This window comes from Marinomonas sp. GJ51-14 (assembly GCF_055808695.1).
Genome location: NZ_CM147879.1, coordinates 2,731,910 through 2,755,873 on the forward strand (window position 1 = coordinate 2,731,910; position 23,964 = coordinate 2,755,873).

Annotated in this window: 17 protein-coding genes and 4 tRNA genes; 12 read left to right on the plus strand and 9 right to left on the minus strand. The window is 40.3% G+C overall.

Going from position 1 to position 23,964, the window contains the following annotated elements:
* Positions 1-51: 51 nt before the first annotated feature.
* Positions 52-711: a peptide-methionine (S)-S-oxide reductase MsrA gene (msrA, locus tag AC0L3Y_RS13025; protein ID WP_473464212.1), complete on the minus strand. Its 660-nt coding sequence runs from the start codon at positions 709-711 to the stop codon at positions 52-54.
* Between the two features lie 269 nt (positions 712-980).
* Here msrA and AC0L3Y_RS13030 point away from each other — a divergent pair.
* The 4 genes from AC0L3Y_RS13030 to AC0L3Y_RS13045 all read left to right on the plus strand — a co-directional run bounded on the left by AC0L3Y_RS13030 (position 981) and on the right by AC0L3Y_RS13045 (position 1,590).
* Positions 981-1,057, plus strand: a tRNA-Met gene (locus AC0L3Y_RS13030).
* Between the two features lie 168 nt (positions 1,058-1,225).
* Positions 1,226-1,302 (plus strand) — tRNA-Met (locus AC0L3Y_RS13035).
* 60 nt (positions 1,303-1,362) lie between these two features.
* A tRNA-Met gene (locus AC0L3Y_RS13040) sits at positions 1,363-1,439 on the plus strand.
* 74 nt (positions 1,440-1,513) lie between these two features.
* A tRNA-Met gene (locus tag AC0L3Y_RS13045) sits at positions 1,514-1,590 on the plus strand.
* A 1,090-nt stretch (positions 1,591-2,680) separates the two neighbouring features.
* Here AC0L3Y_RS13045 and AC0L3Y_RS13050 read toward each other — a convergent pair.
* The 4 genes from AC0L3Y_RS13050 to dctP all read right to left on the minus strand — a co-directional run bounded on the left by AC0L3Y_RS13050 (position 2,681) and on the right by dctP (position 6,547).
* Positions 2,681-3,415: a helix-turn-helix domain-containing protein gene (locus AC0L3Y_RS13050; RefSeq protein ID WP_473464216.1), complete on the minus strand. Its 735-nt coding sequence runs from the start codon at positions 3,413-3,415 to the stop codon at positions 2,681-2,683.
* A 163-nt stretch (positions 3,416-3,578) separates the two neighbouring features.
* The gene (locus AC0L3Y_RS13055; protein WP_473464220.1) at positions 3,579-4,901 is read right to left on the minus strand and encodes a TRAP transporter large permease; all 1,323 of its coding nucleotides are present in this window, start codon (positions 4,899-4,901) and stop codon (positions 3,579-3,581) included.
* Positions 4,898-5,407, minus strand: a complete 510-nt coding sequence (locus AC0L3Y_RS13060; RefSeq protein WP_473464224.1) for a TRAP transporter small permease subunit — start codon at positions 5,405-5,407, stop codon at positions 4,898-4,900. The genes AC0L3Y_RS13055 and AC0L3Y_RS13060 overlap by 4 nt, the downstream gene beginning before the upstream one ends.
* Positions 5,408-5,485: 78 nt before the next feature.
* On the minus strand, positions 5,486-6,547 hold the full coding sequence (gene dctP / locus AC0L3Y_RS13065) for a TRAP transporter substrate-binding protein DctP (protein WP_473464229.1): 1,062 nt from the start codon (positions 6,545-6,547) through the stop codon (positions 5,486-5,488).
* Between the two features lie 630 nt (positions 6,548-7,177).
* Here dctP and lhpI point away from each other — a divergent pair.
* The gene (lhpI, locus tag AC0L3Y_RS13070; RefSeq protein ID WP_473464234.1) at positions 7,178-8,134 is read left to right on the plus strand and encodes a bifunctional Delta(1)-pyrroline-2-carboxylate/Delta(1)-piperideine-2-carboxylate reductase; all 957 of its coding nucleotides are present in this window, start codon (positions 7,178-7,180) and stop codon (positions 8,132-8,134) included.
* Between the two features lie 177 nt (positions 8,135-8,311).
* Here the strand turns inward: lhpI and rhaI are convergent, their stop codons facing one another.
* Together rhaI and AC0L3Y_RS13080 are read right to left on the minus strand one after the other, a co-directional pair.
* On the minus strand, positions 8,312-9,604 hold the full coding sequence (gene rhaI / locus AC0L3Y_RS13075) for an L-rhamnose catabolism isomerase (protein ID WP_473464238.1): 1,293 nt from the start codon (positions 9,602-9,604) through the stop codon (positions 8,312-8,314).
* A gap of 44 nt (positions 9,605-9,648) precedes the next feature.
* On the minus strand, positions 9,649-11,742 hold the full coding sequence (locus AC0L3Y_RS13080; protein ID WP_473464243.1) for a bifunctional rhamnulose-1-phosphate aldolase/short-chain dehydrogenase: 2,094 nt from the start codon (positions 11,740-11,742) through the stop codon (positions 9,649-9,651).
* Between the two features lie 223 nt (positions 11,743-11,965).
* On the opposite strand from AC0L3Y_RS13080, the gene AC0L3Y_RS13085 reads away from it, so the two are divergent.
* The 7 genes from AC0L3Y_RS13085 to aldA all read left to right on the plus strand — a co-directional run bounded on the left by AC0L3Y_RS13085 (position 11,966) and on the right by aldA (position 21,009).
* Complete coding sequence (locus AC0L3Y_RS13085) at positions 11,966-12,748, plus strand: DeoR/GlpR family DNA-binding transcription regulator (RefSeq protein ID WP_473464247.1); 783 nt, start codon at positions 11,966-11,968, stop codon at positions 12,746-12,748.
* A 63-nt stretch (positions 12,749-12,811) separates the two neighbouring features.
* The gene (gene rhaS, locus AC0L3Y_RS13090; protein WP_473464252.1) at positions 12,812-13,807 is read left to right on the plus strand and encodes a rhamnose ABC transporter substrate-binding protein; all 996 of its coding nucleotides are present in this window, start codon (positions 12,812-12,814) and stop codon (positions 13,805-13,807) included.
* A 249-nt stretch (positions 13,808-14,056) separates the two neighbouring features.
* On the plus strand, positions 14,057-15,556 hold the full coding sequence (locus tag AC0L3Y_RS13095; protein WP_473464257.1) for a sugar ABC transporter ATP-binding protein: 1,500 nt from the start codon (positions 14,057-14,059) through the stop codon (positions 15,554-15,556).
* The gene (locus AC0L3Y_RS13100) at positions 15,550-16,548 is read left to right on the plus strand and encodes an ABC transporter permease (RefSeq protein WP_473464259.1); all 999 of its coding nucleotides are present in this window, start codon (positions 15,550-15,552) and stop codon (positions 16,546-16,548) included. Before AC0L3Y_RS13095 ends, AC0L3Y_RS13100 begins: the two co-directional genes overlap by 7 nt.
* Positions 16,549-16,566: 18 nt before the next feature.
* Complete coding sequence (locus AC0L3Y_RS13105; protein ID WP_473464264.1) at positions 16,567-17,574, plus strand: ABC transporter permease; 1,008 nt, start codon at positions 16,567-16,569, stop codon at positions 17,572-17,574.
* On the plus strand, positions 17,571-19,292 hold the full coding sequence (locus AC0L3Y_RS13110) for an L-rhamnose mutarotase (RefSeq protein ID WP_473464267.1): 1,722 nt from the start codon (positions 17,571-17,573) through the stop codon (positions 19,290-19,292). Before AC0L3Y_RS13105 ends, AC0L3Y_RS13110 begins: the two co-directional genes overlap by 4 nt.
* Before the next feature lie 277 nt (positions 19,293-19,569).
* The gene (aldA, locus tag AC0L3Y_RS13115; RefSeq protein WP_473464271.1) at positions 19,570-21,009 is read left to right on the plus strand and encodes an aldehyde dehydrogenase; all 1,440 of its coding nucleotides are present in this window, start codon (positions 19,570-19,572) and stop codon (positions 21,007-21,009) included.
* 172 nt (positions 21,010-21,181) lie between these two features.
* On the opposite strand, the gene AC0L3Y_RS13120 is transcribed toward aldA, so the two are convergent.
* Positions 21,182-21,778, minus strand: coding sequence for an MSMEG_1061 family FMN-dependent PPOX-type flavoprotein (locus AC0L3Y_RS13120; protein WP_473464275.1), 597 nt, complete (start codon positions 21,776-21,778; stop codon positions 21,182-21,184).
* A 47-nt stretch (positions 21,779-21,825) separates the two neighbouring features.
* Positions 21,826-23,919: a TonB-dependent siderophore receptor gene (locus tag AC0L3Y_RS13125; protein WP_473464277.1), complete on the minus strand. Its 2,094-nt coding sequence runs from the start codon at positions 23,917-23,919 to the stop codon at positions 21,826-21,828.
* Positions 23,920-23,964 lie beyond the last annotated feature (45 nt).

The following is a 23,964-nucleotide window of genomic DNA, read 5'->3' on the forward strand; positions in this document are numbered from 1 at the left end:
GAATTTCTAGCTCGGCTTTTTTATGTCTGAAATTCTTGAAAAATAAAATAGTTAACGAGCAAGGCCAATAGGGCAGCTAACGCCTGTACCATTTAATCCACAGTAACCATTTGGATTTTTGTGTAGGTATTGTTGGTGATATTCTTCTGCGAAGTAATATACATTAAGCGGTTCGATTTCTGTGGTAATCATGCCATGGCCAGCAGTAATCAATTCTTTTTGGAACGTGGCTTTACTGGCTTCTGCTGTAGTAAGGTCTTGATCATTTTTTGTATAGATAACGGAGCGATATTGACTACCTACGTCGTTACCTTGTTTCATACCTTGTGTTGGATCATGATTTTCCCAAAATACCTTTAAAACACCTTCTAATGAAATAAGAGAGGTATCAAAAACAACTTGAACCACTTCGCTATGTCCTGTTTGGCCAGAGCATACTTCTTCGTACGTAGGATTTGGAGTGTAGCCGCCAGCATAACCGACTGAAGTGACTATTACACCTGGCGTATTCCATAGTTTTCGTTCGGCTCCCCAAAAACATCCCATACCTAAAATCACCTCTGCTTCATTCTCATTTCGAGTACGAATAAAAGGTTCGTTATTAATTACACTAATGCCTGAGATGGTTAATGGAGTGTTTCTACCTGGAAGAGCTTGCTCTTTTTCTGGGATCATAGATTTCTTCAAAATGTCGATAATACTGTCTGACATACTTGGTTCCTATAAAGTTTAATTAAAATGATTTGATGGCTATCTTTTTACAGTCTGATAAAGGTCGATACAAGTACTTTGAAAATTTAATATAGATAGATGCACAATAAGTAAAAAAGATGATTCTTAAAACTTATCTAATGTTATTTGTTAACTGGTATTGACTCCTTATTTAATCTGCCTATAATACGCACCTCGTTAACACGGGCTCAGTTATTTTTTTGGGTCAATTGCTATTACTTAAATAGTGAAAGTTAGCGAAGATTAGTCGCGGGATGGAGCAGTCTGGTAGCTCGTCGGGCTCATAACCCGAAGGTCGTAGGTTCGAATCCTGCTCCCGCAACCATTTAAGAAAAAGGTCGTAGGTTCACTTTTTAATCAAGATAAGTGCTCCCGCTACCATTTAAAGAAATTTCTAAATGGTAGGTCATAGGTTCACTTTAGTTTAGAAAAGTGCTCCCGCAACCAACTAATCGAATGAAATTGTTAGTGATTACCTAGAAAATAAATTTGTCGCGGGATGGAGCAGTCTGGTAGCTCGTCGGGCTCATAACCCGAAGGTCGTAGGTTCGAATCCTGCTCCCGCAACCAACTTAGTCTCATATAAGTTGCTTACTTAAAATTTTCTAATTATATCAATAACTTATTTGTCGCGGGATGGAGCAGTCTGGTAGCTCGTCGGGCTCATAACCCGAAGGTCGTTGGTTCGAATCCGGCTCCCGCAACCAAATCTTAGATTTGGTCATACGAATATTCAGAAATACATTATCAAAAAGTAAGCTATATCAATAGTTTAACTTGTCGCGGGATGGAGCAGTCTGGTAGCTCGTCGGGCTCATAACCCGAAGGTCGTAGGTTCGAATCCTGCTCCCGCAACCATTTCAAAAGAACAATCCAAAGAATCGTAGGTTCACTTTTAAGTTCTGATAAGTGCTCCCACACCATTGATTAAGAAAACCAATTCCACAATTCGTAGGTTCACTTTTAAGTTCTGATAAGTGCTCCCACACCATTGATTAAGAAAACCAATTCCACAATTCGTAGGTTCACTTTTAAGTTCTGATAAGTGCTCCCACACCATTGATTAAGAAAACCAATTCCACAATTCGTAGGTTCACTTTTAAGTTCTGATAAGTGTTCCCACACCATTGATTAAGAAAACCAATTCCACAATTCGTAGGTTCACTTTTAAGTTCTGATAAGTGCTCCCACACCATTGATTAAGAAAACCAATTCCACAATTCGTAGGTTCACTTTTAAGTTCTGATAAGTGCTCCCACACCATTGATTAAGAAAACCAATTCCACAATTCGTAGGTTCACTTTTAAGTTCTGATAAGTGCTCCCGCACCATTGATTAAGAAAACTAATTCCACAATTCGTAGGTTCACTTTTAAGTTCTGATAAGTGCTCCCACACCATTGATTAAGAAAATCAATTCCACAAGTCGTAGGTTCACTTTTAAGTTCTGATAAGTGCTCCCGCACCATTGATTAAGAAAACCAATTCCACAAGTCGTCGATTCACTTTTAAGTTCTCATAAGTTCTCATAAGTGCTCTCGCAACCATTTGTGTATTACAGTCCTTCTGAAAAATATGATCCTTTGATCATCAAATAATGAACTTAAGTTTTTTGTATTTATGAGATGATAATAGAGTCCTAGGTAAGAGGTTTTACTTTCTCTTTGCTTGTCGTTGTAAAACTCTTTGAGACTTTTTCTGCTGGTGTGTGTCTAAGGTGAAGCAGAAATTGCTCAGATGAAGCTCTAGGTAGGATTTTTTATAGGAAGTTGTAACTCTTTCCCGAGAGCTGTCTGCTTTTTGAGAAATTCCACGCTAGATTCAATGCTCAGGCTGTTGGGTTAGTCTTAAAGCCGTTGAGGTATATAATTTCAAAACCGTAAGGGTCAACTATCTGTGTGATAAACCAAAGAAGGGATATTTTTTACGTATCAGCAATGAAGAATCTATTATTTGCGTAGGTGTTTAGGTGAGTGGCCATAATTACGTTGGAATGAGTGTGTCATGGCACTTTGGTTACTAAAGCCTGTTTCTTCTGCAATGATCGAAAGGGGTTTGTTGGTTGTGATAATTAAGTCATAAGCCTTTTCTAGACGCCTTTTTAAGATAAATTGATAAGGTGTAATAGACGTTTCATTGGTGAAGAGTTCACTGAAATGACCTGAGCTTACGTGGTGCATTTCTGCTAGTTGTGTGACTGATATTTTTTGATCTAGGTTCTCGTTAATAAAATGGGAAATCGAGTTAATATTGAGTTTCGAACGGATTTTATTGTTTGGTTGGTCTCCTAGGATTCTATGATGAAGGGAGGCCATTAAACCAAGGGTACAGCCATCTAAGGCTTCAGGAAAAAAATTAAAATTATTCGATTCTTTGTGTAAATAAGAAATAAGTAGCTTCAGATTGTCATCGATAGTGAAGTAGTGAGGTTGCTCGAACAGATTTTCTAACCGGCTGTTCAGTTGCATATTAGGAATATCGATGATGATGTGGTTGTTGTCACCTATACCTTCAAAGTAGTGAGTCTCACTAGCAGGAGCTATGCAGCCAGTTTGGCTGTTCACGACACCACCTTTGCCATCAATTTCAAACAGTGCATGGCCTTTTACAGCAATAATTAACTGATGGTGATTGTGGTTATGCTGGTCGCATTCATTCGGCAAGATAAGGTTTCTAATCTGCATTTCATACCTAATATTTCATAAAATGATAACAGTGTTACATTTCCTTTAATTAAGTCAATAAAATTTATCTCCTATTAGATTGAGATAAAGGTTTTTGGGAGTATTTGGGTCTATTTATGGCATAACCCAGATTAATGATGTTACTGGGTTATGCCTTGATAAATTACCAGTTTGGAGCGCCAAGTACTTCTGGTAGCCAGGTCGCTGTTTCTGGATAAATGAGTATGACAAACAAAACAAGTAATTGTATGGCGATGAAAGGTATAACACCGGCGTACATATGTTTTAACGTGATGCTTGGTGGTGAAATCGCTCTTAAATAGAAGATTGAAGGCGCCAATGGTGGTGTTAGGTAACTGGTTTGCAAGACAACCAAGAACGCCACACAGAACCAAATGTCATCAAAACCCAGTAAGCGCACAATAGGAATGGCAACTGGAATAATGATTAAAACAACCGACATCATATCTAGTAAGAAGCCTGCGATGAAAGCGATAAACAAGATCAAACCAAGTACGGTATGTGGGCTGAAACCAGACCCAGTAAGTAATGATTGAACTGTTTGCATGCCGCCAGTCGCAAAGAATATTCCCGCAAACATATTACCAGCCATTACGATCAGCAGAATCATTGCGGTAATGTTGACCGTTCGTAGCATGGATTCCCACAATACTTTAAGTTTGCAGCTTTTGTAGCAAATAGACAAAATAACCGCGCCTAAGGCGCCGCAAGCAGAGGCTTCTGTTGGTGTCGCCAGACCCAATAAAATGGTACCTAATACGGTAAATATCAGAGCTGCTGCTGGCAAAATAGCCGTCGCTGTAATTTTTAATCTTTCAGCAAGCGGTACGCCAACTTCACCTTGTTCGCGTGGTGCCATGTTAGGTTTAAAATACGCCAGAGCAATGACATAAATAATAAACAAGGCTGCCATTAATAAACCGGGAATAAGCAAACCATTAAATAGTTGACCAACTGAGATTCCTGCAACCGGCCCTAATACAATAACGGTGATAGACGGTGGTATCGCTGTACCTAATGAACCACTTGCGCAGATCACACCGGATAGTAAGCGTTTGTCATATTGGTGTTTGAGCATGATAGGAATGGTAAGCAAACCAATGACGGCTTCGGTTGCGCCAACAACGCCACTTGATGCTGCGAATATAGCGCCAAGTAAAATGGTACCTACACCGATTCCACCAGGAAGGCGTTTTGTCCATAAATGTATAGCATGAAAGAGTCGTTCTGCTATACCTGATTTCTCTAACATGGCGCCCATGAAGATAAATAATGGCACTGCCGCTAATATGGAATTGGAGGCTGTCTCTTCGATTTTTGTTAATAGTTGATACGCCGTTACATCACCAAACATCATTAAGCCGAAAATAGTGGCGGTCAGTATCATGGCAAAGGCAATTTGTACTCCTAGGAAAATAAATAAGATGAGTACAGGAAACATAAAAATAGACAGGAAATCACTCATGCAAAGTCATCCTCTTTTCCACTGATCATGGTAATGATGGCTTTAAGAAGCTCGGCAACAAGTTGCATAACGAGCAATAAGAAACCTAAGAACCAAGTAAAGTAAATAGGCCAAACGATAGGGTTCCATGCAGAACGTCCGGAACGTTCGCCACTTTCATAAGCTTCATGAAAATAATAAGCTAGTTCCCATGTTAGCCAGATAATGATTGGCAATAACATGATGTAAAAGATGGCTCGGATGGTTGCCGCTACTCTGTTTGACATTTTCATGGTGAGTAGATCGACGCTTACATGTTGTTTAAGGCGTAAAGCATTGGCCATTCCAAGTACGAAAAGCGTCCCCATAACCATGTAGCTGATTTCAAATGCCCACACGGTTGGAGTGCCCAGAATATGACGGCTGAATACTTCGACAATTAATGCACCGATCAGCGGTAGTATTAATAAGGCGGCAATGCTACCGAAGAAACGTGTTGGCATTTCTAATAGTTTAATAAGAGTCATTGTGTTCCTGATAAGACAGATCTGAATAGAAGGAAAACAGAAGAGAAGAGGCGAGTTTATCGCCTCTTCTCTCATTCATTAAAGTTCAGATTCACCAATAGTAAGGCGGTATTCTGACCAGTTTGTCATTTCTGCTTTGAATTGACGTTGAGAAGTCAGCACTTTGGAAAACCAAGGGTTTTTCGTAGCATTTTCGTCTTCCCATGCTGTTGTTTCTTCAAGAACTTTAGTGATAAAGCTCGGATCTAAATTAACGATTTCATTTTTACCATTTTTTAACTCTTCATAAGCGGCTAAATCTGCGTATGAAGACGCAAGCCATGAGTCAAATACAGACAGTTTAGCAGCAGTACGTAACATATTTTGCTCTTGATCTGTTAATTTATCCCATTGACGTTTGTTCACTTGACACTCAAGAACACCACCTGATTGGTGTACACCGGGAACCATTACGTACTTGGCAACTTCATGAAAACCGGTTGGTTTGTTCATTTCAGGACTACCCCATTCCGCAGCATCAATCACGCCACGTTCAAGTGCGCTGTAGATTTCACTGCCGGCCATAACAACCGTTGATGCACCTAGACGAGAAGCGATTTCGGCCCATGCACCTGATGTTCTAAGGCGTAAGCCTTGGAAGTCTTCAAAGGTTTGTACTTTTTTGCTTGAGTGAAGGAAAATTTCAGTGCCTAAAACAGAACACGGTAGGGCAACAACTTTGGATTTTTCTAAACGAAATTGTTCGTATAGCTCAAGACCACCGCCTTGGTATATCCACAACATAAACTCTTCTGGAGTTAATCCACTTGAATGTCCAGCAAGCAATGCTGCAGTAGGGTCTACGCCATAGTCGTAGTTGATATAGTTGTGGCTTATTTGCGCTACGCCAGATTTGACCGTTTCAGTGACTTTTAATGCACTACCCAAGGTTCCACCTGGAAATACTTTGATATCAAAATCACCATTGCTCATTGTTTTAACGTGATCAGCAAAGTTTTGAGCATCACGTTCTAGCCAAGGGCCACCTGACCATGGTGTTGCCATGCGCCATTCTTTTTCAGCCGCGCTAATGTTTACACTGGCTGACATAACAGCCGTAGCGATTAGGGTTGTTGATAATATTTTTTTAAGTGAGTTCATGTTCGTTCCTTTGTTTCTTGTTATTTCAGTGGATCACTGAAGTTAGAGCAAAGTCCGTGCTGATAATTGATATCGTCCTTGAATGTATTGTTGTTTTAATTCATTGGTTAATGTGCAAATTCTTTAGTTCTTCTATGGTGAGTTGCGCTCAAGTCCACATAGCACGATAAATAGTGTCTGGCCGTTTTTGTATTCGAAACTCAATATTGCTGTTCTGTTAAATTCTGCAGTGGCATAAGGTTCTTTTTTGTTGAGTGATAAAGGCATCTTTAATTACTTAATGAAGTGCCATTATGTGGACTCTGGGTTATATGAATAGTGTTGCTATCCTCATAAATGAATCTTCTTCTCAACTCGAACCATATCGATTGTAGGGGAGTTCTAGGGAATCAAATTGTCGAAAAGCCTGATCTTTTTGTGATAAACACGGTTTTTGCAAGAAAGGTGTAAGAAATTCTTTTGTTTTTGTTTACTTTGTAGGTGCTGAAGAGAGGTTGAAAGGTTGTACGCTAGCTTTAAAGCTATCGGCAACAGATTCTCTTATCTATACCAAGAGTGTCGGTTATTGTTGAGATTTAAGAATGTCTTTAAGAAAAATTGACGAGTAAAAAACAATTTTAGGAAATTAAAGTGAAAAATATTTTCGTACAATATAAAGAAGGTTGTCTGCCTTACGGAAAAGTAATATCAGCACTTGATGATGCTTTTAAATTAGATATTCATTGCCCAATTAGGCATCACCATCACTTGAGCGTACCGGGTAAAAAAGATGCTACATTGCTTTTAATGCCAGCTTGGTTAGAAGGTGAGTATTTAGGGGTAAAGCAAGTGAGTGTTTTCCCTAGTAACAGTGAGGTAGGTTTGCCTGGTTTGAATAGCATTTACATTCTTAGTTGCGCCAAAACTGGCCAGCCTCTTGCGCAATTTGATGGAAACATCATTACTGCAAGACGAACAGCTTCAGCCGCAGCGTTAGGCGCAAGGTACTTATCTCGACCAGATTCTAAAACCTTATTAATGATTGGCGCTGGTAAAGTAGCAAGCCAAGTTGTACAAGCTATGTGTGAAGTACGTGATATAGAAGAAATTAAAGTCTTTGATATTTATGAAACTTCGGCGGCACGTTTAGTTGAACAAATTCAAACAGAAATGAACATTAAAGCCAGCGTTGTGAGTAAGGGCGATTTGCCTAATACCGTGACTTGGGCTGATATTGTCAGTTGTGCGACGTTGAGCGAAGAGCCTTTGGTGTTTGGCGAATGGGTGACACCGGGTACTCATGTGGATTTGATTGGCAGTTTCACTCCTAATATGCGTGAAGCCGATGATGCATTGATGCAAAAAGCTCAAGTATTTGCTGACTTTAAAGAAGCGGCGTTAACGGAAACGGGGGATTTTATTTCGCCAATCAAAAGTGGTGCAATAACACCAGACCATATCATCGGAGACTTTTTTAGTTTGAGTCGTGGTCATCACGCAGGGCGCAAGCAGTTTAACGACCCTGAAAATGATATTTCAGTATTTAAAGCGGTTGGCTCATCTATTGAAGATCTTGCAACAGCAATGTTGTGGTTTGATACGATTTAGATAATCGATTTTAAAAAGGCTCTTCAAAGTGTGAGATTTGCGTTGGTCTTATACTTTTAGTGCAATGAGCTTTTTATCAAAAAGAAGGAATTAGCCTATTATAAGGCTAATTCCTTTACGAAAGCGTCAAGCATTTTAACTAGTTATAGATCTCAAAAGTGGTTGGAAATGATATTGCTAAACAATTCCTGAACCAGTCTTGTTTGGATCTGCAGGTCTGTTTTTGTCACATGTTTGACGATATTGGCTGGCGCGATAACAGGTTACCGGTGAAATTGCTCCACCTTCTTGTAAACGAGCCATTTGTAAAATAGGCTCTATATCCAAGTTATAGGCTTGTTTTAATGTTGCTTGAGCCATCATTGCGTCGTTTGTGTTTTGATGGTGCGTTAAGGCCTCACGATCCACTAATAGACTTTTTACGAAGGCTCTTTGCACTTCTGCCGCGCTGTACATCAAACTCTCAATTGGGTCGGTAACATTATGCGACTGATCCAGCATGTAGAATGGACTGTACGTCGTATCTTGGCTACGAATATCCGTTAATTCATTGAAGATCAAGAACAGCTGATAAGGGTTAATAGAGCCGCTGTCGAGGTCGTCATCACCGTATTTACTGTCGTTGAAATGGAATCCACCCAGTTTGCCAAATTGCGCAAGACGACTGACTATCATCTCAATGTTGACGTTCGGTGCATGGTGTCCTAAATCCACAAGGGATAAACAACGCTCGCCCGTTTCTTTTGCTGCAAGATAGCTGCTGCCCCAATCTTGAATGACAGTAGAGTAAAAGGCTGGTTCAAAGATTTTGTGTTCTAGCAGCATATTCCAATCGTCTGGCAGGTTGTTGTATATCTCTTTGATGCTTTCTAAGTAATGGGTAAAGCTGTTTTTAAAATGCTGTTGACCAGGAAAGTTCGAACCATCACCAACCCAAACCGTAAGTGCTTTAGAGCCTAGTTTTTCGCCTAGTTCTATCACTTCAATATTGTGAGCAATAGCTTGATCACGTGCCGCTTTTGAGCTGTGGGCAAGGCTGCCAAATTTATACGATTCTTCCTGGCCTATTTGATCTTGAAAGGTATTGGAGTTCATCGCATCAAAACGAAGGCCGTACTGTTCAGCGTACTGGCGTAACTCGCTTGGATCTTTTGGTTTGTCCCAAGGAATGTGCAGCGAGACGGTAGGTGTGGCTTGGGATAATTGTTGAATCACAGAACAATCATCAAGTTTCTCGAAAATGTTGCGAGGTTCGCCTTTCCCCGGAAAACGAGCAAAGCGAGTTCCGCCAGTACCGACACCCCAAGAAGGGACGGCTACAGCAAATTGTTTCGCCTGCGCTAAAATGGAGTCAATGTCAAAACCGGAACGATCAAGCTTCTCGGCTAGGGCATTATAATCACTCGTCAATGCAGATTCTTGTTTTGAGTTGTGTTCTTGTAGAAAATTTTGATCAATTAATTGTGTCATGACCGAATCCTTTATTATTTTTGTATATGATCTTTATCATTTCATTAACGGGTAAATGATGGAGCATGTCCAGCATCAACATTTAAAATGTTGCCAGTCGATTTGGATGAAGCATCTGACGCAAAGAAATAAATTGCTTCAGCGATATCTTCAGGAAAAACATTTAATTTCAACATGCTACGTTGACGATAGTGTTCTTCTAAATCATCGGTAGAAAGTTTGTAAGCACTGGCTCTTTCTTCTTTCCATTTACCTGTCCAGATTTTGGAACCGCGAAGAACCGCGTCTGGGTTGACTACGTTAGAGCGAATTCCAAGCGGTGCACCTTCTAATGCCACACAACGAGCAAGCTGAATTTCTGCAGCTTTGGCAACACAATACGCGCTAGCATTGGCTGATGCGACAAGACCATTTTTACTGGCGATAAATACCATGTTGCCACCCATGTTTTGCTGTTTGAGTAAGGCGAACGCTTCGCGTGCAACAAGGAAATAGCCAGTTGATAAAATGCTTTGGTTCTTATTCCACAAAGCAAGAGAGGTTTCTTCAAGTGGAGCGGAAGAAGCAATTCCGGCGTTAGAGACAACAATATCCAAGCCACCAAAAGCCATTGCACAATGATTAATGGCGCGAATTACATCCTCTTCATTAGTGACATCCATTTTAATGCTGGACACAGTATCTTTGCCAAACTCATTCGTTAGATTTGTTTGAGCTGTAGCCAAAGCTTCTTCATCTATATCCATCAGTACAATGTTTGCACCTTCTTTTGCTAGGCGTTTTGCAGTGGCAAGACCAATGCCGCCAGCTGCACCAGTAACCAAAGCGATACGACCAGCTAAGGACTTAGGTTTTGGCATACGTTGTAACTTGGCTTCTTCTAATAACCAATATTCAATGTCGAAGGCTTCTTGTTCTGGTAAGCCAACATATTCACTGACGCTATCTGCGCCACGCATTACATTGATGGCATTAACATAAAATTCGCCTGCGATACGTGCTGTAGCTTTGTCTTTGGCAAATGACAACATACCAACACCTGGAATCAAGTAAATAACAGGATTAGGATCCCGCAACGGGGGGCTGTTATCGCGTTTACAGCGGTTGTAATAACCTGCGTAATCTTCACGATAATCTGCGATATCTTTATCTAAAGAGGCAATAACTTCATCTAAATTGTCTTTTTCTGGATTATAGGTAACCACAAACGGACGAATTTTAGTACGCAAAAAATGGTCTGGGCAAGAAGTGCCAAGTTTGGCAAGCCGGTCCAAATCATTTGAATTGACGAATTGAAGAACTTCGTTCGATTGATTGAAGTGGCCAATTTGGCGTTGTTTTTCACTGGATTTACCACGTACTAAAGGCATAAGGCGAGCAGCCACCGATTGGCGTTTGCCTTCAGGCAATGAATTAAAACGTTCGCCACCAAAAATAGCCTTGCCTTTACTTTTTTCTTCTAACCATGTTTGAGCTTTGTTGATGATGCTTATTGAATTCAAATAACATTCTTTGTTGTCATTGGCCCAGGTAAACAAACCATGGCTTTCTAATACCACACCTTTTAAGTGTGGGTTCTCAGTGGCGATTTTATGTAAGTCCATACCAAGCTGAAAACCAGGTCGACGCCAAGCTAACCAACCAATGTCGTTACCGAAAATATCTTGAGTCAACTGCTGACTATTTTTACTGGCAGCGATCGCAATGACAGCATCAGGGTGTAAATGATCAACATGTTTATAAGGAAGATAAGCATGTAATGGTGTATCGATACTGGCAGCGCGTGAGTTCAAATTAAACGTACAGTGAGGAAGGTAGGCAACCATTTCATCTTCGTGTTCTAAGCCACGGTATAAATCGGGGAGCTGATTAAGCTTGTCCATATAAAGAGTCGAAAAACCATCTAATCCCATTGAACCAATATCACCGCCGGAACCTTTTACCCATAAAACGGATGTTTTTTTACCTGTAAGAGGGTCATCCATTTCGAGTTTTGCAGAGGTGTTCCCACCACCGTAATTGGTTACACGCATATCAGAACCAAGTAGGTTCGATCTGTATTGTAATAATTCTGGAGCAGTTAGACGCGACGCTTCTATGTCGTTCCAAAGATTGGGTAGTGAGTTGTTCTTAGACATTGTTTAACCTCAAAGTCTGTCTTTAACAAAGCATAAGCAGAGAGTTAAAGACTTCAATTTTATTTTTGTTATGCGCAATCAGCGGGTTAGAATGATCGATAGATTTCATGTTAAAACAAAATCAATCATTTTCAAGCATTATTTATCTTTTTTGATATATTTTGACTGATAGTGCTTGATAATGATTGAAAAATACTTATATTGATTATCGAGGATGAATCATATGCACGAAATTGAACGGCATAGAGTGATCTTATCGGAAGTGGAAGCTCGTCCTATTGCTACTGTAGCGCATCTAGCTGATGTGTTAGGTGCTTCAGAAGCAACTGTACGACGAGATATTAGCTTTTTAGATAAGCAGGAGAAACTTCGTCGAGTAAGAGGTGGCGCAGAAGCGATCAATCCTCCGTCAGACGTGAGTTTGTTGGGACGACCCTATTCGGTTAATCAAACGATTAATACGGATGTGAAGCGGAATATTGCGAAGGCGGCGGTAGATCTATTGTTGGACAATATGTCAATTATGATCAGCGGCGGCACGACAACATCGGCTATGTCGGAATATATGCGTGGCTTAAAGCTGCAAGTATTAACTAACTCCTTCTCTATTGCGGATCAATTGATTAAGAAGAGTAAATGCAGCGTTACAGTGCCGAGCGGAAAAATTCATCGGGAGCAGAACATTATTTTGAGTCCGTTTCCGAATGATATATCCAATCATACTTACGCTGATATTCTTTTTATAGGTGCTTATGGTGTGAGTTCTCATGGTGTGATGGAGACAGATCCACAGATTGTACAAGCGGTAATGAAATTAATAAATCGAGCCGATCAGCGGGTGCTTTTGGTTGATAGTACAAAGTTTCAAAACCGATCAAGTATGATCATCTGCCCTTTATCACAGATAGATATTGTCATCACTGATGACGGAATAGATAACAAGAGTAAAGAAGTGATTGAATCGGCAGGGTGTCGTTTAATCATTGTAGAAAAACAAAAACAATAAACCGCGTCTCTGATACGACAAACTCTTTGTTGTGTGATGATGAGCGCGCTCTTGGAGATAATTATGAAGAATAAATTCATCACAGCCTGTGTATTAGCTTCTGCAACTTTGTTTGCTTCTAGTTCATATGCAGAAGATCAAGTTCGTGTCGCCTTGTTAGTTAAAGCATTAGGTATTGGTTTTTTTGAAGCTGCATATCGTGGTGCAGAGGAAGCCAGTAAAGAATTAGGTGATGTTAAAATCATTTATACAGGGCCAACATCAACCACAGCAGAAGGGCAGATTGAAATCATTAATTCTTTAATCGCTCAGCGTGTTGATGCGATTGCTGTATCAGCTAATGATGCGGATGCGCTTGTGCCTTCTTTGAAAAAAGCACAACAACGTGGCATTAAAGTCATTTCTTGGGACTCCGGCGTTGGTAAAGCAGGACGTCAAATCCATTTAAACCCTTCTAGTAATAGCTTAATTGGTGAAATGAATGTTCAGCTTGCTGCTGATGCGATTAAAGCCAAAGGTAAAAAATCTGGTACTTTTGCGATTTTAAGTGCTACCCCAACTTCGACCAACCAAAATATTTGGATTGGCGAAATGAAAAAATCTCTTAATAAATTTCCAAACTTGAAGCTAGTTGATACTGTTTATGGCGATGACTTAGCAGATAAAAGCTTTCGAGAAGCAACTGCATTGATTAAAAATAATCCTGATCTCGATGTTATCGTAGCGCCAACTACAGTAGGTATTTTGGCTGCGGCTCAAGCGGTTAGCGATCTTGGCTTGACAGGAAAAGTTTATGTTACGGGTTTGGGTTTACCTTCTGAATTAGCTGGTCATGTGCACAGTGGTGCTATCCATAGCTTTGCAATATGGAATCCTATCGATTTAGGTTATTCAGCAACTATGTTGGCGTATAACCTTGTTAAAGGACAAGGTACTAAAACAGAAGTGCCAATGGGGCGCATGGGTACATTGCAGTTAGATAAAGACGGTGACGGCGCGATGGCTAAACCTTTTATCTACGACGCATCTAATGTAGATGAATTCTCTTCAATCTTTTAGTTAACATTTATAACTCTCTCCCAGCCTACCCCTTAACAGGGGGAGGAACAGCTGGTTTGTTCCCTGCCCTTGGATCTTTGAAGGGCAGGGCTAGGGTGGTTATGACATTTAACTCTCTCCCAGCCTACCCCTTAACAGGGGGGAACAGCTGGTTTGTTCCCTCCCCTTGTGTCTTTGAAGGGGAGGGCTAGGGTGGGGTTAGATTGTCACTCAATAATTTCATAATGAATAACAATAAGAGCAGCCGTTATGAACAATGCAATTTTCAGCCTAAAAAAGGTGAGCAAGGTCTTTCCCGGTGTAAAGGCGCTTGATGGTGTAGACCTACAACTGTATCCCGGCCAAGTGACTGCCCTAATTGGTGAAAATGGTGCAGGAAAATCCACCTTGGTAAAAACCATGACTGGCATTTATCAGCCGGATGGTGGCGATATTATTTTTAATGGTAAATCTGTGCAGTTTCATTCTCCACATGATTCTCATGCTTTAGGGATTACTGCAATCCATCAGGAAACGGTTTTATTTGATGACCTGACAGTCGCTGAGAATATTTTTTTGGGTAATTACCCAATGACTAAATATTTTTCGATTGATTGGCCGACCATGGTGACACGTTCACAAGAAATATTATCGTCAATTAATGCATCTATGGATCCAAATCAAATATTGCGCGAATTAAGTATTGGCCAAAAACACATGGTTGGTATTGCTCGTGCTTTGTCGGTTGACGCTAAAGTGGTTATTTTGGATGAACCAACGGCAGCTTTATCCCACCATGAAATTCATGAATTATATGAATTGGTTAATACATTAAAAAAACAAGACAAAGCCATTCTATTTATTACTCACAAATTCGATGAAATTTTTGCTTTGGCAGATCGTTATACGGTGTTCCGTGATGGTCGTTATGTCGGTGAAGGTTTTATTAACGATGTGAACGAAGCGCAGCTAGTGGAAATGATGGTGGCGCGTAGCATTGATGAAACCTATCCGAAAAAAGACGTTGAAATCGGCGAGACGTTATTGGAAGTGACTGACTTATGTCATACCACTGAATTTGCCAATATCTGCTTTAGTTTGAAAAAAGGCGAAATTTTAGGCGTCTATGGTCTGGTCGGTTCGGGTAGAACCGAAGTAATGCAAGCCTTATTCGGTACTTCAAGACAGGTAACGGGAACAGTAAAGATGGAGGGTAAAGAAGTCATTATTCGCTCTCCTAAAGAGGCGATTGATAACGGTATTGTGTATGTGCCCGAAGAGCGACAAAAACAAGGCATCGTATTGGAGTTACCTATTTACCAAAATGTCAGTTTGCCACAAATAGAACGTTTGACGAAAAATGGGCAAGTTGATCAAGAGGGTGAAATGGTACTTGCACGTCAATATTGCGAACGTTTACAAGTGAAAGCGTCTAGTTGGAATGAAAAAGTAATGAACCTATCTGGTGGTAATCAACAAAAAGTGGTTATCGCCAAATGGTTGGCGACCAATCCTAAAGTCATCATTTTGGATGAACCAACAAAAGGCATTGATATCGGTTCTAAATCTGCGGTACATGCATTTATGTCTGAGTTAGTGGATTCCGGTTTGTCTGTGATTATGATTTCGTCTGAATTGCCAGAGATTCTTGGTATGTCTGATCGTATTTTAGTAATGAATGAAGGTTTGATTGTAGGAGAGTTGTCACGTGCTGAAGCGACGCCAGAAAAAGTTGTTTCTCTGGCTACTGGAGGAATGGTTTCATGTTAAAACGTTTTATTTACTCCCGTGAAGGTGTGTTGAGTTTCATTGTATTAGTAATGTTTTTCGGTGTGGGGACGATTAATCCTGACTTTATTAGCTTGTCTAACAGTATCAGTATTTTCAATGATACTTCTATCTTGATCATGCTGGCATTGGGTCAAATGATGGTTATTTTAACTCGTTGCATTGATCTTTCAGTTGCAGCTAACGTGGCTTTCACTGGCATGGTGGTGGCTATGGTGAATCAATATTTTCCTGAGATGAGTATGGTGTTTTTGATTCTACTGTCGTTATTGATTGGTGCATTTTTAGGTGCAATTAATGGGTTATTTGTTTGGTTATTAAAAGTGCCTTCTATTGTTATCACTCTTGGCACTATGAGTATTTATCGGGGGGCGACCTTTTTACTTTCAGATGGGGCTTGGGTTAACTCCCATCAAATGAGTGCCTCTTTTATCGCTCTTCCTCGGTTTGAAATACTATCTATGCCTGTGCTTGGTTGGCTGGCGATAGTCGCAATCATTATTGTCTTTTGGGCTATGAAGTTTAGTGTCTGGGGGCGCAATTTTTATTCCGCTGGTGGTAATCCTATGGCGGCATTTTATTCTGGTGTCAACGTCGGCAAAGTACAGTTCTACGCTTTTTTAGTGTCCGGTACATTAGCTGGCTTATGTGGTTATTTATGGGTTTCGCGGTTTGCTGTGGCTTATGTGGATGTAGCAAATGGTTTTGAGCTTCAAGTGGTTGCAGCTTGTGTTATCGGCGGCATCAGTATTGTCGGTGGTGTAGGGACTGTTGTTGGTTGTGTCATTGGAGCTTTATTTATTGGTGTGGTGAATAATGCCTTACCCATTATCGGCGTTTCTCCTTTTTGGCAAATGGCAATTTCAGGGTTGGTAATTATTGTAGCTGTCATTGCTAACGCGAGTTCAAATAAAGACAAAGCTCGTATTATTCTTCGTAAACCGGATGAGTCTGTCGACTCTGCACAGGCATAAGCATATTAAGAGGCTTTCATGGATACAATAATAAAAAAAACAGCCACACCGGATGCGCTGTTAACCAGTAAATTACAGAAATTTTTCCGTTGGGAAACCTTTTTAATTTTGATTGTAGTATTAGTGTGTGTGATGAATTCCTATTTATCGCCTTACTTTTTAGATCCTTGGAATTTGTCAGATGCGACCTTTAATTTCACCGAAAAAGCATTAATCGCTTTGCCTATGGCTATGCTGATAATTGCCAAGGAAATTGATATATCCGTGGCTGCGATCATCTCGCTTTCTAGTACCTTGATGGGATTGGTTGCGCAAATGGGGGCACCTGTTTATATAGTGGTTTTGGTTGGTGTTTTTGTTGGTGCTGTTTGTGGCTTGGTGAATGGTCTCTTAGTGACGCGTTTTAAGATCCCTTCGATAGTTGTAACCATAGGCACGATGAGCCTATTTCGTGGCATTAGTTATATTCTATTGGGCGATCAAGTAGTTCGAGACTATCCAGACGGCTTTGACTTTTTTGGCCAAGGTTATGTGTATTGGGTATTTTCTTTTGAATTAGTAGTTTTTACCTTCTTTGCTTTGATGTTTTACTGGCTATTGCATCGTACCAAGTTTGGTCGTTACACCTATGCCATTGGGAATAATCCAGATGCGTCTTATTTTTCTGGTATCAAGGTGGATAAACACCGTTTGATTCTGTTTACCTTGGTTGGCGTTATGTCTGGTGTTGCAGCTGTCTTGTTAACTTCTCGCTTAGGAAGTACACGCCCGAGCATCGCCATGGGATGGGAGTTAAGTATTATCACCATGGTGGTATTAGGCGGTGTCAGTATTCTTGGTGGGAGCGGTACTATTGGCGGTGTTGTTTTGGCCGTAATATTAATGGGGTTAGTGACTTTCGGCATGGGGCTGTTGAATATTCCAGGCATTGTGATGACTATTATTGTCGGACTTATGCTGATTATTGTAGTGAGTCTACCTGTGTTGATTACCATGTATAAAAGTAAGAAGGCGAAAGTGTTATGAGATACGCCTCGGTAATGTATTTACATAACGGTTGTGAAGAAGAATATAAACAACGCCATAATGATTTATGGCCGGAATTGGCAGAGCATCTTAAACAGCAAGGGATTCGTAATTATTACATTCACTTGGATCGAAACGAGAGCGGCCATAACGAGAAAAATAAAACCGAATGTCGACTTTATGCCACTTTTGATGCAGATGATTTAGACACGGAAGCCTTGGCTAATCATCCGGTGATGCTGCGCTGGTGGGCATTTATGGCGGACATCATGGAAACCAAAACGCCATCCTTTGAGCCTGTGGCTGATGCTTTAGAAGAAGTATTTCAGTTTAATATTCAACAACCTGATAAGTATCGAGTGGTAGCAGTATTAGATATTGGTAAAACTAACATTAAAATATGTTTGATGGATGGCCAAACTGGGGCGTTATTACATATTGCTAAACGTAAAAATGTTGTTATTGATGCTCCGCCTTATCCCCATGTAGATGAGAAGTCTATTTGGCGTTGGATCAAAGATACCCTAGCTGATTTAGCGCAAGGGTATTTTATTACTAGTATTGCCATCACTACGCACGGAGCAACCATTGCTTGCATGAGTGGTGATGAACTGGCTTTGCCTATTTTAGATTATGAGTACGATGGCGTATCCGAGTTTAATGATCTATACGATATGACACGTCCTAATTTTGAGGAATCCTTTAGTCCAAAATTACCTCAAGGATTGAATTTGGGCGTGCAATTATTTTGGCAGCAGAAACGTTTTGCAGATGAATTTTCAAAGATTGATTCGTTGCTTCTATATCCTCAGTATTGGGGCTTTAAACTCAGTGGAAATAAAGCATCGGAAGTCACTTCGCTAGGGTGTCATACGGACCTTTGGAACCCTACCAGTTGTTACTTTTCTGACTTTTGTGAGCAGCAAAAATGGGCGGATCTTTTTCCTGAGGTCATGGAAACGGGCGCAAAACTTGGGGTGATATTACCTGAATTAGCTGAAGAAATTGGCTTGCCAGCGAGCTGTACTATTTTTAATGGTATACATGATTCCAACGCCTCTCTTGTACCGTATATTGGACAACCTATGGAAAAACTTACGGTTGTCTCAAGTGGCACCTGGACTGTAATAGCTACCATTAATGGCAAGTTAGATTTATTACGGGAAGACAAGGATATGCTTGCCAATGTGGATGCACTTGGTCGTGCTACACCAACAATCCGCTTTATGGGTGGACGTGAGTGGGAGCAACTTCGTAGCGATACTAAGGCAAATTTGTGTGATATCAGTTTTATTTTGGAGCATGGCATACAGGCTATTCCTGCATTTGCTAAGGGTGGGCCATTTGCCCATAGTGACGGTCGTATTATTGATCGTGGCATAAAACTAACGCCTGCCCAACAATCAGCTTTGGCTGATGTGTATGTGGCTTTGATGACAGATTATTGTCTCGACTTAATGGACACTAGTGAAACGGTGATTGTTGAAGGGGCCTTTAGTAACAACATAAATTTCCTTACTTTACTTGCTTGTATGCGTAGCCAAAATGAAATCTATGCGTCTCGTGATGTGACAGGAACATCTGGTGGCGCAGCTTTACTTTCTAATAAAAGTTTAAAGTTAAAAGGTCGTCTGAGTCTGGCCATATGCGATGCTCAAATCAAACCATTATTGAACCTTTATCGTCAGCAATGGCGTGATTTAATCCTCTCCTTATAAGCAATTGTACTGGGATGTTTTTATTCCTAGTACACATCATTACGGATCTTTTTATGTGGTATTGGTTTAGAGCTCAGGTAGACAGTTGTTATGTTTTTACATATGTGTTTGATCACTTGAAATGATAAGGGGCGCATTTCGAATTTGAATTTGGGCTCAAGCATATTAGTTTCTGCCATACGCCATGTTTGCCTCTTCTCAGTTTGATATAGGTCAGTATGCTCATGAATAGAAAGGACTACTCTCTTTAATATTGAAAGTCAAAAAAGGTGAAGATATGAAAAATAATAATATTCCTACTTATCAAAACTTTATCGATGGTGAGTTTTGCGATACTGATGACCATATTGAAGTGAGAAATCCTGCTACGGAAGTGTTAATTTCTTATTCGCCAGCGTCGTCACAAAATGATGTTGATAAAGCGATCAATGCCGCTCGGGCTGCGCAGTCGTTATGGTCGCGTAAAACAGCCATTGAACGAGCAGGCTATTTAAAAGAAATAGCGTCTAAAATTCGTGAACATGTACCTCGTTTGGCAAAGGTTATTTGTGAAGAGCAGGGGAAGGTTATGCCTCTCGCTGAAGTAGAGGTCAATTTCACTGCGGATTATTTGGATTATATGGCTGAATGGGCGCGACGTATTGAAGGCGAAGTTATCACCAGTGATAGAGAAAATGAGAGCATATTTCTATTCCGTAAGCCTCTTGGAGTCGTCGCTGGAATTTTGCCTTGGAACTTCCCATTTTTTTTGATTGCTCGAAAAATGGCCCCCGCTTTGGTGACAGGTAATACTATTGTTATTAAGCCGAGTGAAGAAACGCCGAATAACTGTTATGAATTTACTAAGCTTTTAGCGGAAACATCCTTGCCTAAAGGCGTATTTAACCTTGTTTGTGGAACAGGTCAAGTTGGCGCTCAACTTAGTGAGTCTCCTAATGTTGATATGATTAGCTTTACCGGAAGTGTCGCTACTGGTGAAAAAATTATGGCAGCCGCAGCTAAAAATATCACTAAGGTGAATCTGGAGCTTGGCGGGAAAGCTCCTGCAATCGTGTTAGACGATGCAGATTTAGATTTGGCTGTAAAAGCCATTTGTGATTCAAGGGTTATAAATTCAGGTCAGGTTTGTAATTGTGCTGAACGAGTATACGTTCAGAGTGGTATTGCTGATGAATTTATTAAACGCATGACCAAGCAAATGGAACAAGTCTCTTTTGGTGATCCATCAAAGGGAAAAGATATAGCTATGGGCCCTATCATTAATGAACTGGGGTTGAAAAAAGTAGCGGAGAGTGTTGAAACGGCACTTAAACAAGGTGCTAAATTAGAATGCGGTGGAAGTGTCGTTGATCTTGGAAAAGGTTATTTCTTTCAACCGACGGTATTGAGTCAGTGTGATATGACGATGGACATCATGCGTAAGGAAACGTTTGGCCCTGTTTTACCGATTCAAATTGTTGAAAGCTTGGATGAGGCTATCACCCATGCCAATGACTGTGAATATGGCCTTACTTCTTCCATTTATACTCGAGACTTATCTAAAGCAATGCAGGCGATGCGTGAGCTGGAGTTTGGTGAGACTTATATCAATCGTGATAACTTCGAAGCAATGCAGGGTTTTCATGCAGGCGTTAAAAAGTCAGGCATAGGCGGAGCAGACGGTAAACATGGTTTATACGAATATACCAGAACGCATGTTGTTTATTTGCAGTCTTAAATACCTACTTTTTATCATAGGGTATTTATCTTCTTAGCTGTATGTAAATTAGGCATTAAGCAGCCATGGTGGCGTTTTATCACCATGGCTGAATATGTTAAAAATGTTTGTCATCTCAACAGGTTTGAATAGTCTTGTTATCCCGAAGTTGAAGGCATTATAGGGTTTCGCTCTACAAACCTAGTTGATCTTTCACTATATCTCCGAGTGATGGCAGTATGTCACGTGATTGAAAGTTTTCTGGTTGCCAAAGTTTTGAAACTAACATGGATTTTGGACAATGAAAGAATATTTCTTCAAGAGCTATTTTTATTACAAGTTTTGGTTTTTTTCCATACTCAGAACAAATATTTAATAACTCTTCATCATCATGAATACTAGCTGTCCCCCTGAGGCGAACCACTTCATTGATACCAGGAATTAAAAATAAAACTCCGACATTTGGTGAGTGTAGGATATTGCGCAATGTATCGATTCTGTTATTCCCTGGTATATCGCCTATAGCAATATTTTGATCATCTAATATTTTAACAAACCCAGTCGATCCACCTCGTGGTGATGCATCAATGTAACCTTTTTGGCCTGTGCTAGATAAGATAATAAAAGGGCAATGGCTAATAAATGTTTTAGTGTGCTTTTCTAGTTGGTGAATGGCTTTATTCTCGATCACTGGATGGGGGGATTTATAATAGCTCTGTAACTCTTCTAATGTGGAGATGGTCGCCATATTATTTTCTCGCATATAAAAAAGAGCCAGCATGATTTTCATGCCGACTCAAAAAGGGAAATCATCTTATTGAAAACAATTGTTTGATTTTACCAACTGTGGTTCAGTGTAAGTGTTATATCTCTACTTGGGTTGTAGAAGTCCGTAGTAAAGCTTCCTACTACATACTGTTCATCAAGAATATTGCTTATATTCAATGAGACATTTGTCGCTTCAGATAGCTCATAGGAGAATGACGCATCAAAGATCACGGCGGCTTCACTTTTTGATGTATTGGCTGAATCGAAATAGTAAGAACCTATATATCTCGCGCCAAGGCCAACAGACATATCTTGTCTAGGTAAAACATAATGACTCCATAAAGATGCAGTATGGTTCGGAGCGGTTACAAATTCATTGCCTTCATAATTATCATCCTCGATAACTTTCGAATTCATAAAGGAATAGCCTCCGGTAATGCTCAGGCTGTCAGTCAATTCTGCTTTTACTTCAAAGTCGATACCTTGAGTTTGTGTTTCTCCAATCGTCTCACGGCTAATTTCAGTACCATTATTGGCAGCTATTTGCATGTTACTTTTCACTAAGTCATAGATTGCTATAGAGAATAAAGCATTTATATTGGATGGTGCGTATTTTACGCCTATTTCATTTTGTTCGCCTCGTATCAGTTTTGTGCCACTAGAAGGTGGGGAAACAGATTCTACTTGGCTTATGTAAGTCGACAACTCTTTATTGACCTTATAAGTTAGAGCTGCGCGCATAGATATTTCCGAAAAATCACTGCTGCTTGTGGTATTTGTTAAGTAGTTCTCTTCTTCCAGCGTTACATCATCTTGTCGAATGCCAAAAGTGGCAATGTAGCGATCGTCTAAAGAGATGTTTTGCTGTAAGAAAAGTGCTTTGTCTATATAGTCAGTTTTTTTATGACTATAAGTAGTTAGGCTACTGGGCGCACCACTATAGATAGGGTTGGCAACATCAATGGTGGTTGCTGCTCCATACACGGTTTCGGCTGTAGATGAAGAGTTAAGGTATTCAACACCAAATAACGTGCTGCTATCAAAACGTCCAAAGTGCTTATCATATTGACCGATTAGGTTGCCAATAAATTGCTCTGCCTCGGTGTCAGCACCATAATAACTGCGCTTTTGAACTGTACTACCATCGCTGATTGCGCCATTAAGATAAATGTACCCAAATTCATCCGTTGCATCACTGTATCTAAGTCCTCCTTGTACTTTGAAGCCATTGTCGAAGTCATGGAGCATCTGGGCTGTGATATTCGTTCGGTCTACATCATAGTCATTGTAATCTGGTTCACCATAGAAATTATTACGGCTGTATTCCTTATTCGAAGGATAACCACCGCCGTTTGGAGTGGAGTCTGTTTTCAGATAATCAATTAATAAAGTAGCTTTGGTGTAATCCGTTGGTTCCCAAGTCAGTCCACCTATGAAGAATTCGGAATCATCTTGTGAGTAATCGTATTCTCGGTCGCTGTCTTTTACTTTTCCTGTAACTCGATAAGCAAGGGTTTCATCTTCGTTTAGAATACCGCCGACATCAATGCCGACTTCTTTGTGATCATTCGATCCATAAGTGATGAAAGCATTACCAAATTTATCAAATTTAGGTTGTCTACTAACAAAGTTCACGGAGCCACCGGGGTCGGCAGGGCCAAATAGAGTAGAGTTTGCACCGCGAATTACTTCTACTCGCTCAAAAGCATAGGCATCTTCTCGTATGCCGCGCATAGAACCAAGTGTTAAGCCATCCCGATAAGTGGTGGCTTGGAAACCGCGGATTAGAAAATAATCATTACGGTCATCTGTACCATAGTAGTCGGTTACCAATCCTGGAGAATATTCTAAAACTTCTTCTGTGGTGCTGGCTTGGCGTTGAGTTATTTCTTTTTCGGTAATAACAGAAACCAATGCGGGTGTATCTTGAATGTTGGTGGCAACTTTGCCTCCAACCGATAGTTCTTTTGCGACAACAGATTCAGAGTCGTCATCAGTTATCGTTTGTGAGTTCACTATGATAGGAGAGAGTCGGAAGACTTCCTCATTATTGTTTGTTTCTGCATAAGCCAGAGTTGGAGTGATGATGGAGCCGCATAAAAAAGTCACGGCAGTACAGTGATTACGCTTTAGTTTGAAAGTCATAATACTTTTTTCTTTCATGCTATTTTCCTTAATGGTTTACGGTATTGAAAGTAAAGGGTTATA